Below are 13,190 nucleotides of genomic sequence, written 5' to 3' on the forward strand. Positions count from 1 at the left end.
TAAATACAAAATTAAATCTTAGAGGAATAAAATGAGTAACGAAATAACTAACATAATGTCTCTTGCTGAAAAACTTGAAAATTTTGAATGTCGGAAAAAAAAGGGTGCATTACAATTACAAATTGAGAATTTAGAAATAGAATTTGGAATTAGCTTACCTGAGCCCTATAAATTTTTTTTAGAACAATATGGTTTTTGTTTGTGGTTAGGTGGAAGTGTTAAAGGCCTTGTTCCTTTGGAAGACGAGTATGAAGACGATGAAGACGAGGAGGACTTTAAAGATGATGATGTGGTGAAAGCAACTAAGTATTATCATCAAAGATATGACAACAAAGACGAATATCAATCAGTACCGCAATATGGGCTGGTTATCAAGTCCTATGATGGTGGCGGTTATTATTTTTTATTTTCGCAAGAGTCGGAGCGTGCTGGTGAAGTTGGGCTATTTTTAACGGAAACTTACGGACAAGAAGTGTCTAAATTTAATACTTTCACTGACTTTTTATCTTTTTTAGTTACGGGTACACCTGATCCAGAGCTAGTTGATGTCGATTACGATGAAATAATGGACATAATTGAAGACTAATTTTAGGCTTCAATTATAAAAGCAGAGGTTTAGAACCACTATGTTTGGTTTAATAAAAAAATATGACGTACACATGTGCTCTGAAGTTAGAGGGATTATTACTTTAAACGGCAATCCCGTTGAAGGTGTTTTAATTAATCGCAGCCTCAAATTTGCACATAAAATTGAAAAAGAAGATCAGGTTATTACGGCTTCCGATGGCACGTTTTACATGCCAGAAGTTGTTGTTGAGTCAAAAATACCCGGTGATATGTTTTCCCACGAAGTTACTTATCAACTTATTACTGCAATTCATGGCGGTGAAGAATATGAGCTTTGGAATAGTGAGCTACGTGGTATTGATGAGCCCGACGAGTACAAACAAAAGCTAAGCAGTCTAAACGCTGATTTAGTATCACCTAATGTAGATTTTATATTCCCTAACCATGCTCATAAAAATTTAGATTTTTATGGCTCGAGTATTTGTAGATGGGAAAGTGACTTTGAAATCTATGAAACTGAAGACGACGATACGGATTACTTTAAAGATTTTAAATAATAAAAGGATTTTACATGAAAATTTTATCTCCTAGCATAGCGGCACAACTGGCTGATTTTGCGTACAAAAGCATTGCGGTTTCGGCGGCTGGTGATCAGTCAAAAAAAATAAAGTCGAATCCAATTATTAGTAAGCATTTTGCATTTGATTCAAAAACATCAACACTAACAGGTGTAAGTGGCACAACAGCAGAGCATGTATTGAACCAATCTACTGGTTTTGGCTTTTTTGGTGTAGGCAAAGGTACTGGTAACTATGCGGGTGAGATTGTCATAGCAATACGGGGTACTGCTGGGCTTGCTGATGCGTTAACAGATTTACACTGTGGTGTTACCGCTGGTCCAAATTTAGCTCCGGTGCATTCTGGATTTAATCGTACTTTTGAAACTATTAAACCGCAGCTAGCTGCAATATTGAGTAAGGCAGGCGGGCGCCCTGTTCATTGTATTGGGCATAGCCTTGGGGGAGCTTTAGCAACGTTAGCAGCTAATTGGATTAAAGCTCAATATAAGGTCCCTGTAAAACTCTATACATTTGGGTCGCCAAGGGTAGGGCTAAACCCTTTTGCAATTAAAACAGAGACAAGTTTAGATGGTATTTATAGGGCTGTTCATCGTAGCGACCCTGTAGCTATGGTTCCTGTTTGGCCTTTTGTACATGCGGGGAACGAATATAGGCTAAGTACGTGTGTTTCATTAACTGGGGCAGCACATAAAATGGCAGGTAATGCACCTGGTTATATTAATACTGCAGCTAGTTACCCTGACTATAAAAGTATGCAGAAAGGCTCGATATCTAACTTAACGATGACACGTCTGAAGTACTATAACCGTCATCATGCTTCTTTTAATGCACATTGGTCTGAAAAAATCACAAGTGCCCTTATCACTTTATTACGTGAGAGCGGTAAGTTAACAAGTATTATGGGTCAAATAGGCACATCAGGTGTTTTAACTATTTATGACTTATTAGCTCGGTCAATTGTAGAGATTTCTCAAATGTCGATTAAGTTCGCTGAAGATAGTAAAGGGCTAATTGGGCATATACTTAACTTTGTAGGAAAGCCATTTGTTGCCGTTGATATAACTTATGCAGGTGTAAAAAAAGCTTTAACTTGGATGTTAGAAAAACTCAAAACACTAGTAATTGCTGCGGTAAAAGTTTCACCTCATATCGCACTTGGTTAGTAATTAAATTAAGGCTCAGGTAACTACTGAGCCATTTTTATAAATCGGGCCACAATTAGTAAATGTAAAATATCTAGTTTAAAAGCCCTTTGAAGTCATTATATAAGGAAATACAGTGAATAAAATAAACACGGATGTAAATTACAGAACAATGGCAGGTAACGCGCGCTTAGTGATTATTGCCGAGTCTAGCCATAATCCAGTATCTTATAAATATGAGGCTATAAAGGCTCTAAAACAACTTAAAGCTGCGGGTTTCACTCATTTTGCGATGGAAATGTTACCTATAAAGATAAAAGAAAAAATAGATTTTTATCAACGCACTGGTAAAGGTTTTGATGTCATTTACAAACATTTTCGAGAAAATTGGTATTGGAATGGTGCTGCTAGCACAGGTTATGGTGAACTAGTTAAAGCTGCTAACTCTCTAGGTATGAAAATTATTCCGTTAGATATGCCTGTTGAGGTGATGGATAAAATTGATGGTAGGTGCAGTTGGGAGGACGCTGATGGTGGTTTATGTACTGATTCACATATTCAAAGAAATCAAATGTGGGCGAGCATACTAAGCAGTACCCTTAAAATTGAAAAAGGCTCCCGTATTGTTGCATTTATGCATCGGTACCATGCATTTAATGCTGGTAATAGGCATATAGGTGTTGATTCTATTTTACTTAATTTAAAAATAAGTGGAATAAGTATAATTGACTATATTGGTGGGATGACCTGCAAAGATAGCGGCGTTTGTGAAGGTGAAGGCGACTTAAAAAAGCCGCTTAGAGAGACTTATTTTTATAGGAAAGGTGCATTTTTACCTTCACCAGTACCTTCTTATACTGTTCATCTTCCTGAACACTCTTTAGGGAAGTGATTTTATGGATAAAATATTATTATTGTTAATTATAATGGCGCCTTCCATTTATGCCGCAGGTCCTCGATGGGATAATACTATAGATATAAATGACCCAGATTTAACTGTAATAACCGCCGCACAGCAATGTCATAAAAGCTTAATTAACGCGCCAGAGTATCTTGAGGAGTGGTGTGAAAAAGCTTATTCCATGGGATACTGGAAAGCGTTGATTACTTTAAGCCTTCACACTGGGGATGGGACTCGATTATTAGTGGAAGCCAAAAAGCGGGTTGCGGCAAAAGAGATAGAAGCTTATTCAACATTAGCTTGGTTATATGGAAGTGGCATGTTTGTAGGGCAAGATATTGATAATGCAATTTCCCTTCACAAAGAATTTTTAGCGTTAGATGCAGAATTGCCAAATTCATTAGTTACAACGGCGCATTTTGAGTTAGCAAGTTTATATAAATCGCAGCATAATTGGCTTGCAGTAAAAGAGCATGCACAATATGTTATTGAACACAGCGCTTTAGCTTATGACAAAGAGCAAGCTGTTAGTCTATTACAGTTAGCAAAAGAGAAAGCTCAATTAAAAAAATCATTGAATTCAAACTGATACACAAAGGAGCTATGAACGCCTAAGCTAAGGCGCTATAGAAATGATATGGAACAACAAAACCAACATACATTAACTAACCTTGTTTACGATATATATGAAGACCCAACTTTAATAGAAGAGCATCAAGTGCTTTTAAACCCTTTGTTGAGCGATTTAGTTGCAACTGCACCAGCTGGATTTGAGGGTATGGCGACGATGATTAATACCCATATTTCTAATGGGTTTAAATTCAAAAATCCTAAAATACAAAAATTTGAACTTGAGTCGGGGCTTTTAAAACTTAAAACGTATTTTCAAAAAATAAACCTATAACACCTACCTCTCTTTTTTATTGAACACCCACATTTTTAATTTTAATGCAGCACGTGTGCTGCATTTGTTTTTCTCATTAAGGATGATGTATGAGCCTTATCACCACGAGTATTTTAATGCTGTTTTTGCAGCCTTTATTTGTATATTTAGCTCTTTTTAAAGAGTCTGAGCAAAGTGCCCAAAACCGTTCACTAGATAACGAAGATGCTATGTATCTATTTATAGCGCCAGGGTTAGCTGTATTTTATCCTGATGACTTTTGGCAGGCAGTACTTTATTTAGGAAGTGTATGCCTACTAGGTTTAATGCTTGCCATTATTGTAAAAAGCAAAGCTAAAAAACGATTAACAAGGGATGACGCTATCGGGTTTACAATTGCCAGTTTTTTATTTTTTTGGCTTATAAAATTAATTATCGGTGGGATAGGGTACCTTTTTAGCGAAAATGCCGCGAATGCTTCAGCAGCCGACATAGGCCAGCAAGCTTTTTCATCAACTTCAGGTGAGCTTTTAAACTGGGGGTATTTATATTATCAGTTTTGGCCAACGCTATACTTTTCACTATCTATGCTAACCACTTTAGCTATAAAAATAATTGAAAGCCGGTTTGATAAACATTCAATTTCAGGCTCGCTGTTAATTTTGGGTGCAGTTTTAGCTGGCGTATCACCGTTATTTGGCAATGCTTTTATTTTAGGTGTGATAGCTAACTTTTTTATATTTTTTGTTGTGTGTACGGCATGCATAGAAATTGATAAAAAGAGCGATCCTTCAGCCGGTGCTATTAGTATTATGTATGCTTTTTTGCTTATGGGCGGCATCATGTTTAGTGGCATTGGTAAATTAATATATACACTATTTTATAATTAGATTAGTGATTGTTTTTTGATTAAAAAACATGCAGTATAATTGTACCTAATTAGACCCCTACTTTTTCAGTATAAATATAGAATAAACTAGAGAATAAACTAGACACCCATCCTAATTTTTGCAGTTTGGCTAACTAAGTACTAGGCTTTTGTAAGTGTAAAATATTAGAGAATAAACTAGACACCCATCCTAATTTTTGCAGTTTGGCTAACTAAGTACTAGGCTTTTGTAAGTGTAAAAAACAAGCAGGGTGTCTTATGGCAATCGCAAGAAAGCGTCAAGTAAGTTTGGTTGATACAAAATATTACCACTGTATCTCGCGTTGTGTTCGGCGTGCCTTTTTATGTGGTGAAGACCGTTTTACTGGTCAATCCTACGAGCATCGACGAGGGTGGGTTGAAGATAAGCTGCTTGAATTAGCCAAGATATTTTGTATTAATGTGTGTGCTTATGCTGTTATGAGTAACCACACGCACTTAGTGTTGTATGTTGATGATAAGAAAGCAAATAGGCTGAATGACAAAGCGATTGTCATTCGCTGGCATAAGCTCTGTAAAGGCACGTTACTCACGCAAAAATATATACAGGGCGAAAAGCTAAGTAAAATAGAACTCATATTTTTTAATCAAACAGTAAAGGAATATCGAGAGCGCCTATCAAGTATTAGCTGGTTTATGCGGATGTTAAATGAATACATTGCGCGCAGGGCAAATAAAGAAGATAACTGCACTGGCAGGTTTTGGGAGGGACGTTTTAGTTCGCAAGCGTTATTAGATGAAGCTGCATTGGCGGCCTGCATGGCGTATGTGGATTTAAACCCTGTCAGAGCCAAAATGGCAAAGACACCAGAAGAATCAGACCATACCAGTGCTCAAGTACGGCTAATATGCGCAAAAGAGGGCAAACAACCAAAAAAACTGCTCCGCTTTGCAGGCATGCCACGTCAAATTATGCCAAAAGGGCTACCGTTTGAACTTAAATCGTACCTTGAGCTTGTTGAGTTAACAGGGCGCTGTATACGAGAGGACAAACGAGGGTATATTGAGAGTACACAATTACTCTTGCTCGAAAGAGTCAATATTTCTCCAGAAAACTGGTTAAAACTCAGCACACAATTTACACGCGTATTTCACGGCGCAGTAGGCAGGCTTACCTCACAAGCAAGTTATTGTGAAAGCTTAAACAGAAAACGGCGCGCGAATATCAGTAACTGCAAAAAGCTTCTAGCATAAACTTAAACTGCTCAGTAAAACTATTCAGTAATAAATCACAACTGCACCATGCAGTTATTTTCATGCGTGTAATTTAGGTTTAATAGTGGTCATGTTTTTTTAATGGGTTAAATGAAAAGAATCGATTAAGAAAGGTAAATTTTTAAGCTAAAAAGAAGATTTTATGACACAGTTTGGCTTGTATAATTAGAGTGGCTGTCTAGTTTAGTTGGTGTACCAAATCAATTTCACCCAGTAGCGCTAATTAAACAAGGTGAGGTGTACTACTACCACCTAGACCAACTGAATACCCCACGTTTTGTTACCAACAGCAAAGCAGAAGTAGTATGGAAAAACCAAGCGGATGTGTATGGCTATGAAGAATCAGAAGCCGAGCCTGAGTCAAATAAAAAAGACATCTTCACTCAGCCAATACGTTTTCAAGGGCAATATTTAGAAGAGGAAAGCGGCCTGCACTACAACCGCTACCGCTATTACAGCCCCAAACAACAACGCTTTATAAACCAAGACCCGATTGGCCTTGTGGGTGGCATAAACCACTACCAATATGCACCAAACCCGGTGAATTGGGTCGATCCGATGGGGTTATTGTGTAAAGAGGGGGTGAAAAAGCTTTCTAAGATGATAGGCGACATCGTTGACCCAGCAACAAAAGCCAAAATATTAAAAATTGCTGAAGACAGTTCTCCAGCAGATGCCAGAACTGGTAATATTAAAGTAACAAGACCTAATGGTGAAAATAGACTTGAGCATGAATATAGTATCGAATCTATGGATGTTGATAACGGTAAAATTACTTTAACACGAGAAGTAGGCGATAAAGTGATTGAAACTACGATGACCATTGAACAGTTTGTTGGTGGGCATGTTATTGATGGCAAAGTGGTAAATGAAGAATGGTCTCGTGAAACAGGAACGTTGACTGAGAATGAGTTAAAACTCAATAAAGCAACTAAAAAGGCAGGCAGTAAACGGACTGTTTCTTCTCTTCCTGTAACGTTGAAAGAGAATGTGAATACTCGTGATGCGGAAATGCTCGAGCGAGATAAGCACAAGGCGAAAGCTTCACCAGAAGAAACACAACGTTATAACGACCAAATACCACTGATTAACAATGAATCAGCCAAAATTGGTGAAAAGGCTGCTGATGCAGCGATTAAAATACAGTACCCTGGTTATACTCGCATTCACCCAACTAGCTTAGATAGTTCTACATCGGTAAAGGGTAACTTTGATATGGTTTATCATAATGCTAATGGTGATGTAATTATTGTTGAAGCCAAGGGGGGCAGTAGCCCATTGGGTAAAATGAAAATAGGTGATGAATATTATCAGCAAGGTACAACGGAATATGCAGAAGCCATTACGGAACAAATGGCAGATAGCGAGAAAGAGTCTGAATTAGATGCTGCTGAAGCAATTTACAATGCTGACACAAAGAATAAAAAGGTTCAATATTTACACGTTAAAACACCCATAACTAAAACAGAGAATGGCTCGCTCGTCGGCAGTGTAGAAATTTCCGAATTTGATATATAAAAAATAACATAATAGGTTAAATATGATTATAAATCGCAATAGCATTCCAGAATTTGAAAAAATACCTCTTAAAAGACGTTTAAAGCGATTAGAGCGAGCTTATGAAGAAATTGCAGAAAATATTGAAATTAAAAGGGACAATTTATTGACGATATCAAAGGATATGATAAAGCTTGCTCGCTGGCTCACTTGGGAAGTTCAAACGCCAGAGATAGAGAAAAAGTCAGCAACAGGGCTACGTTATGCGTCAAAAATGTACGCAGCGTTCTTAAAGCTTGCACAGTACCCAGAGCAAGACCTTACGTTTAAAATATATGATTTACCTGAAGTAAAGTGGAATGGAAAGGGGATGTTAGAATCTGGACGCGCAGCTCCATCGCAATGGCTTGATGCCTATTTTTTAGCGGTTATTACTCGCGATACTGAAAGTATGGATAGCTTGGCAAATTTCCCTATAGAAACAATGAAACAAAGTGCGACACAGGCAGGCCCCGTTTCTTATAAGCTCGTTGAAGTATTTCAAGCTTATCACCATCATCAAGCCGATTACCCAAAATTGCTTGACGAGTGTATGGGAATGGCTGTTAAGCAAAATGATGACTGGGCGATATATATTGCTTTCGGATACTTAGAAACTCTAGCTGCTTTATCACCAGCAACTTTTGATGTTGGTTGTGATTTTAATGAAGCACTTGCCAAAAACGTACAAGCGCAAGAGCGCTATCACATTTATGAGGCAGGTCCAGATCATGCCCCTGTAGATTCATTCTTACCCCTGCAATTACTCGGCATGGCGTGCATGTGGCACGATATGGGTAATGAGGTAACGGTTGAAAGTGATTCACTTCCTCGTTTTTTAATTAATGGAACTTATTTTAAATAATTAGAAATATAGGTAAGGAGGCTCAAACCACTATGTTTGGTTTAATAAAAAAATATGACGTACACATGTGCTCTGAAGTTAAAGGGGTAATTACTTTAAACGGTAATCCCGTTGAAGGTGCTTTAATTAATCGCAGCCTCAAATTTGCACATAAAATTGAAAAAGCGGGAATAAACTAGACACCCATTTTAAATAGTGGGTGTTAATTTACTACTAATACATTGTAATTAAAAATATAACATTAAAGAAAAGGATGCTTCGATGGCAGTAATCAGAATAACTCAATCTGTTGGATTGGGCGGCGCTAACAATTTAAACGATGTAAAAACCGTACAAACCGCTTTAAATTCACTTCTTTCCCTCATAGCGCCCACTAGAAAACTTACCGTAGATGGTCGTTTAGGCTCACGCCCTGAAAACTCTAAAACAGTAGCGGCTATTAAGTTGTTTCAAAGCAAAGTGGTAAACATGGTACGCCCAGATAGAAAAATAGATCCAAATGGACGCACCCATAGAAAAATTAACGAAAAGCTTATAACCCTTGTAGTTAAAAATAACTTTAAGCTACCAGTTGCCTCTACAGATGTTAAAAAGCTATCAGAATCGGATTATCAAGATATTGCAAAGGAACTAGGATGTAAAGTTGCAGCTATTAAAGCTGTCGCCGATGTTGAATCTTCTGGTGATGCATTTTTTCCAATGGTAAACCAAAGATCTTATATGAAGCACATATATTTTCTCGCTATACAAACCATATATATGATCAGAGTCATCCATCTATATCTAGCAGACACTGGAATCGTAGTTTATACATAGGTGGTACAAGAGAATACACAAGACTAGAAGAGGCTATGACTCTAAATTCAACAGAGGCATTAAAATCAGCTTCTTGGGGGCGTTTTCAAATTATGGGCTTTAACTATCGTGCATCAGGGTTTTCTAATGTTGAGGAGTTTGTACGAACAATGTTTAGCTCTGAAAGAAAGCAACTTGATGCGTTTGTTAATTTTGTGAAACATAAAGGCCTAGAGAAACACCTGCTCACGCTAAATTGGGCTGCATTTGCCAAAGGCTATAATGGGTCAAAATATGCGGAGAACCAATACGATATTAAACTGCAAAAGGCATTTGAAAAATATGATAAAAAATAACCGTTTTCAGGCTTTATTTATTCTTCCGCTATTTTTTGTTGCATCATGTAATGCAACTCAAAGTGAGGCTGAGATTATATTTAAGTGTCAAGCTGATGCACCTAAGCCAGTCGAAATTGTTGTTAGTGAAGTGAATGGAACATTTAAATTGGAGGCGTTTAATGTTGATGGAAGAAACCTCACCAATTCCATTTCACTCAGTGATATAAGTAAGTCCAGTTATCACCGCTCTTTAGTTACAGAGCATAGTATGACTTTTACGCAAGCTAATGGTGACGTCGTAGTAAGTGATTACTACAGTGAAGAGTTTGATACGGTTACAGAGGAAAAATCAGTCACCATACAAAAAAATGGCAAAAAAGAATATTGGACTTGTGATGATTCAAGTTTTAGCAAGTTATCTGCTATTGATGATTTTTAAAGTGCATCGTAACTATTCAGCCCCACCTTTAGAATAAATAACATGATACCCACTTTAAATAGTGGGTGTTAATTGGCAGAATAAACTAGACACTCATCTTAATTTTGAAGTTTGGCTGATACAAAATATTACCACTGTATCTCGCGTTGTGTTCGGCGTGCTTTTTTGTGCGGTGAAGAGCATTTTACAGGTCAATCTTATGAACATCGACGAGGCTGGGTTGAAGATAAGCTGCTTGAGTTAGCCGAGATATTTTGTATTGATGTGTGCCCTTATGCTGTTATTAGTAACCATACTCACTTGGTTCTGTATGTAGATGACAAAAAAGCTGAATGATAAAGTGACCATTATTCGTTGGCATAAACTGTGTAGAGGTACTGTACTTACACAGAAATATATAGAGGGCGAAAGCTACTCGCATAAAACTAAATCAATTATAGTGAAATTTTAGTAATAAATCACAACTGCATCATGCAGCGATTTTTATGCGTTTAATTTAAATTTAACAGCAGTAAAATTCTATTTTATGGGTTAAATAAACTAAATTTATTAGGAAAGATAGGTTCTTAATCTAAAAATTTTTATGGCACAGTTTAGCTTTTACTTGCAACTGAAGTATATGAGGAGTTGAGTAAGTAGTGTCTAAAAACGATGAGGTATTTCTATTATTTCCACCATGGAAGCTTTTACGAAGGTTTCTATTAGTAACAGTGCTCTTACTTTTGGGTACTGCATACTCCGGAATGACTGTGTTAACGCAATACTTTGATACAGAACCTGAGTGGCTGTTAGGCATTTTATTTTCTACAGGGGTAGCATTTTGCCTTATAAATTTTAAAGTAAGCCAAGGCTCTTTTTTTTGCGCAAATATATTAAAATTCTATGCTTTATTTTTAGCTGTGATTTGCTTACCGACTTTTATAATTTTAGAAGGTAATGGGTATTATATTGCAACAGCTATCAATGTAGCCTTTATGTTGCTCTCTTTTTATTTAATTAAAGGAGAAAAATACCAAGGTCTTATTAAATATCAGTATGATTTTTTTAAAGATATAAAAGACGCTCGTGCTGCTGTCGAAAAAGAAATGGCAAAAAGTAACCGAAGGAACAAAAAGTAATAATTTTTTTTACCTTTATTCAATTTAGAACTCTAGGGAGCTATAAACGCCTAAGCTAAGGCGCTATAGAAATGATATGGAACAACAAAACCAGCAAACACTAACTAACCTTGTTTACGATATATATGAAAACCCAACTTTAATAGAAGAGCATCAAGTGCTTATCATGCCCTTGTTGAGCGATTTAGTTGCCACAGCACCAGCTGGGTTTGAGGGTATGGCGACGATGATTAATACCCATATTTCTAATGGGTTTAAATTCAAGAACCCTAAAATACAAAAATTTGAACTTGAGTCAGGGCTTTTAAAACTTAAAACATACTTTCAAAAAATAAACCTATAACACCTACCTCTCTTTATTATTGAGCACCCACATTTTTAATTTTAATGCAGCATAAGTGCTGCATTTGTTTTTCTCATTAAGGATGATGTATGAGCCTTATTACCACGAGTATTTTAATGCTGTTTTTACAGCCTTTATTTGTATATTTAGCTCTTTTTAAAGAGTCTGAGCAAAGTGCCCAAAACCGTTCACTTGATAACGAAGATGCTATGTATCTATTTATAGCGCCAGGGTTAGCTGTATTTTATCCTGATGACTTTTGGCAGGCGGTACTTTATTTAGGAAGTGTATGCCTATTAGGTTTAATGCTCGCCATTATTGCAAAAAGCAAAGCTAAAAAACGATTAACAAGGGATGACGCTATCGGGTTTACTATTGCCAGTTTTTTATTTTTTTGGCTTATAAAATTAATTATTGGTGGGATAGGGTATCTTTTTAGCGAAAATGCCGCGAATGGTTCAGCGGCCGACATAGGCCAGCAAGCTTTTTCATCAACTTCAGGTGAGCTTTTAAACTGGGGGTATTTATATTACCAGTTTTGGCCAACGCTATACTTTTCACTATCCATGCTAACCACTTTAGTTATAAAAATAATTGAAAGCCGGTTTGATAAACATTCAATTTCAGGCTCGCTGTTAATTTTGGGTGCAGTTTTAGCTGGCGTATCACCGTTATTTGGCAATGCTTTTATTTTAGGTGTGATAGCTAACTTTTTATATTTTTTGTTGTGTGTACGGTATGCATAGAAATTGATAAAAAGAGCGATCCTTCAGCCGGTGCTATTAGTATTATGTATGCTTTTTTGCTTATGGGCGGCATCATGTTTAGTGGCATTGGTAAATTAATATATACACTATTTTATAATTAGATTAGTGATTGTTTTTTGATTAAAAAACATGCAGTATAATTGTACCTAATTAGACCCCTACTTTTTCAGTATAAATATGGCTGGTGTAATTAATTAGCCATATATATTAAGTAGTTTATAGCTAGGCCTTGGGAGAGAGTTTGCTTTGTTTTTATCGCGCTTAAAAATTTTTGTATTGGTAATAGTCTCTATTGCCGTTGTTTTTTTTACTACATCACAGGCTTGTGCAGATATGTTTGGCTTTTTTAATAAACAAGAATTTTATTTATCGGCTCCAGTAAAAGGGCAGTTATTAGATAATGGGCAGCCAGTTGCAAACACTAAAGTGATGCGCTCACTTACCTATGGCGATGAATACGTTGATGAAACCACAACAGATGAACAGGGTTATTTTACCTTCACAGAAAAAACAATAAAAACAGGTAAACCTTCTAATATGTTTGATAACGACTCGTTGGTTCAACATATTTATTTAGAAAACGGCACGCCAGAAGGGATTGTTTTGTGGTACACACTTGTTTCAATTCATGAAGATAGCGATACACTCAAAGCGCTTCTTGCACACTTAGAGTGTGATATTGGCCAAGAGCCACAAACTTACGATATTCCAATTAAAGAAGATACAAGCCACACTTTTGCGATATACACATCATGTAAACTTTAACTATTTA

18 protein-coding genes and 1 pseudogene are annotated in these 13,190 nt (G+C 36.7%); all 19 read left to right on the forward strand.

Annotated features, from left to right (window positions below; genetic code table 11):
- The first annotated feature begins 31 nt into the window (after positions 1–31).
- The 19 genes and pseudogenes from MSC25_RS11050 to MSC25_RS11140 all read left to right on the forward strand — a co-directional run bounded on the left by MSC25_RS11050 (position 32) and on the right by MSC25_RS11140 (position 13,183).
- Complete coding sequence (locus tag MSC25_RS11050) at positions 32–586, forward strand: SMI1/KNR4 family protein (protein WP_248443418.1); 555 nt, start codon at positions 32–34, stop codon at positions 584–586.
- Between the two features lie 40 nt (positions 587–626).
- Positions 627–1,124, forward strand: coding sequence for a DUF6795 domain-containing protein (locus MSC25_RS11055; RefSeq protein WP_248443419.1), 498 nt, complete (start codon positions 627–629; stop codon positions 1,122–1,124).
- A gap of 14 nt (positions 1,125–1,138) precedes the next feature.
- Positions 1,139–2,311 (forward strand): lipase family protein, encoded by a 1,173-nt coding sequence (locus MSC25_RS11060; RefSeq protein ID WP_248443420.1) that lies wholly within the window; start codon positions 1,139–1,141, stop codon positions 2,309–2,311.
- A gap of 115 nt (positions 2,312–2,426) precedes the next feature.
- A complete protein-coding gene (locus MSC25_RS11065) occupies positions 2,427–3,182 on the forward strand; it encodes a ChaN family lipoprotein (protein ID WP_064387124.1) in 756 nt (251 codons plus the stop codon).
- A 4-nt stretch (positions 3,183–3,186) separates the two neighbouring features.
- Positions 3,187–3,780: a hypothetical protein gene (locus tag MSC25_RS11070; protein WP_248443422.1), complete on the forward strand. Its 594-nt coding sequence runs from the start codon at positions 3,187–3,189 to the stop codon at positions 3,778–3,780.
- Between the two features lie 48 nt (positions 3,781–3,828).
- Positions 3,829–4,095, forward strand: coding sequence for a hypothetical protein (locus MSC25_RS11075; RefSeq protein ID WP_248443423.1), 267 nt, complete (start codon positions 3,829–3,831; stop codon positions 4,093–4,095).
- A gap of 89 nt (positions 4,096–4,184) precedes the next feature.
- Positions 4,185–4,964 carry a hypothetical protein gene (locus tag MSC25_RS11080; RefSeq protein WP_248443424.1) on the forward strand — a complete coding sequence of 260 codons (780 nt, stop codon included), beginning with the start codon at positions 4,185–4,187 and terminating at the stop codon, positions 4,962–4,964.
- A 257-nt stretch (positions 4,965–5,221) separates the two neighbouring features.
- Positions 5,222–6,196: a transposase gene (locus MSC25_RS11085; RefSeq protein ID WP_248443425.1), complete on the forward strand. Its 975-nt coding sequence runs from the start codon at positions 5,222–5,224 to the stop codon at positions 6,194–6,196.
- 258 nt (positions 6,197–6,454) lie between these two features.
- Positions 6,455–7,735, forward strand: coding sequence for an RHS repeat-associated core domain-containing protein (locus MSC25_RS20275; RefSeq protein ID WP_319641029.1), 1,281 nt, complete (start codon positions 6,455–6,457; stop codon positions 7,733–7,735).
- A 22-nt stretch (positions 7,736–7,757) separates the two neighbouring features.
- A complete protein-coding gene (locus MSC25_RS11095) occupies positions 7,758–8,618 on the forward strand; it encodes an immunity 49 family protein (RefSeq protein ID WP_096042754.1) in 861 nt (286 codons plus the stop codon).
- Between the two features lie 32 nt (positions 8,619–8,650).
- Complete coding sequence (locus MSC25_RS11100; RefSeq protein WP_157743015.1) at positions 8,651–8,797, forward strand: hypothetical protein; 147 nt, start codon at positions 8,651–8,653, stop codon at positions 8,795–8,797.
- Between the two features lie 82 nt (positions 8,798–8,879).
- The gene (locus MSC25_RS11105; protein ID WP_248443426.1) at positions 8,880–9,434 is read left to right on the forward strand and encodes a hypothetical protein; all 555 of its coding nucleotides are present in this window, start codon (positions 8,880–8,882) and stop codon (positions 9,432–9,434) included.
- Entirely contained in the window at positions 9,350–9,769 is a 420-nt protein-coding gene (locus MSC25_RS11110) for an N-acetylmuramidase family protein (protein ID WP_348983536.1), read from the forward strand. Before MSC25_RS11105 ends, MSC25_RS11110 begins: the two co-directional genes overlap by 85 nt.
- Entirely contained in the window at positions 9,756–10,190 is a 435-nt protein-coding gene (locus MSC25_RS11115) for a hypothetical protein (protein ID WP_248443427.1), read from the forward strand. The genes MSC25_RS11110 and MSC25_RS11115 overlap by 14 nt, the downstream gene beginning before the upstream one ends.
- Positions 10,191–10,301: 111 nt before the next feature.
- Positions 10,302–10,599: pseudogene (locus MSC25_RS11120) on the forward strand (hypothetical protein); the annotation flags it as partial.
- Between the two features lie 229 nt (positions 10,600–10,828).
- Positions 10,829–11,308, forward strand: coding sequence for a hypothetical protein (locus tag MSC25_RS11125; RefSeq protein ID WP_157743016.1), 480 nt, complete (start codon positions 10,829–10,831; stop codon positions 11,306–11,308).
- 76 nt (positions 11,309–11,384) lie between these two features.
- Positions 11,385–11,651 carry a hypothetical protein gene (locus MSC25_RS11130; RefSeq protein WP_096042758.1) on the forward strand — a complete coding sequence of 89 codons (267 nt, stop codon included), beginning with the start codon at positions 11,385–11,387 and terminating at the stop codon, positions 11,649–11,651.
- A gap of 89 nt (positions 11,652–11,740) precedes the next feature.
- Positions 11,741–12,397 (forward strand): hypothetical protein, encoded by a 657-nt coding sequence (locus tag MSC25_RS11135; protein ID WP_248443428.1) that lies wholly within the window; start codon positions 11,741–11,743, stop codon positions 12,395–12,397.
- Positions 12,398–12,664: 267 nt separating this feature from the next.
- The gene (locus MSC25_RS11140) at positions 12,665–13,183 is read left to right on the forward strand and encodes a DUF6795 domain-containing protein (RefSeq protein ID WP_024032856.1); all 519 of its coding nucleotides are present in this window, start codon (positions 12,665–12,667) and stop codon (positions 13,181–13,183) included.
- Positions 13,184–13,190: the final 7 nt, after the last annotated feature.

It is taken from the genome of Pseudoalteromonas sp. 1CM17D, assembly GCF_023161805.1.
Taxonomy (GTDB): Bacteria; Pseudomonadota; Gammaproteobacteria; order Enterobacterales; family Alteromonadaceae; genus Pseudoalteromonas; species Pseudoalteromonas atlantica.

Excerpts from the sequence above, each read along its gene's own strand:
- MSC25_RS11050 (WP_248443418.1), top strand. The coding sequence starts at position 32 with ATGAGTAACGAAATAACTAACATAATGTCTCTTGCTGAAAAACTTGAA.
- MSC25_RS11055 (WP_248443419.1), top strand. The coding sequence starts at position 627 with ATGTTTGGTTTAATAAAAAAATATGACGTACACATGTGCTCTGAAGTT.
- MSC25_RS11060 (WP_248443420.1), top strand. The coding sequence starts at position 1,139 with ATGAAAATTTTATCTCCTAGCATAGCGGCACAACTGGCTGATTTTGCG.
- MSC25_RS11070 (WP_248443422.1), top strand. The coding sequence starts at position 3,187 with ATGGATAAAATATTATTATTGTTAATTATAATGGCGCCTTCCATTTAT.
- MSC25_RS11075 (WP_248443423.1), top strand. The coding sequence starts at position 3,829 with ATGGAACAACAAAACCAACATACATTAACTAACCTTGTTTACGATATA.
- MSC25_RS11080 (WP_248443424.1), top strand. The coding sequence starts at position 4,185 with ATGAGCCTTATCACCACGAGTATTTTAATGCTGTTTTTGCAGCCTTTA.
- MSC25_RS11085 (WP_248443425.1), top strand. The coding sequence starts at position 5,222 with ATGGCAATCGCAAGAAAGCGTCAAGTAAGTTTGGTTGATACAAAATAT.
- MSC25_RS11095 (WP_096042754.1), top strand. The coding sequence starts at position 7,758 with ATGATTATAAATCGCAATAGCATTCCAGAATTTGAAAAAATACCTCTT.
- MSC25_RS11100 (WP_157743015.1), top strand. The coding sequence starts at position 8,651 with ATGTTTGGTTTAATAAAAAAATATGACGTACACATGTGCTCTGAAGTT.
- MSC25_RS11105 (WP_248443426.1), top strand. The coding sequence starts at position 8,880 with ATGGCAGTAATCAGAATAACTCAATCTGTTGGATTGGGCGGCGCTAAC.
- MSC25_RS11115 (WP_248443427.1), top strand. The coding sequence starts at position 9,756 with ATGATAAAAAATAACCGTTTTCAGGCTTTATTTATTCTTCCGCTATTT.
- MSC25_RS11130 (WP_096042758.1), top strand. The coding sequence starts at position 11,385 with ATGGAACAACAAAACCAGCAAACACTAACTAACCTTGTTTACGATATA.
- MSC25_RS11135 (WP_248443428.1), top strand. The coding sequence starts at position 11,741 with ATGAGCCTTATTACCACGAGTATTTTAATGCTGTTTTTACAGCCTTTA.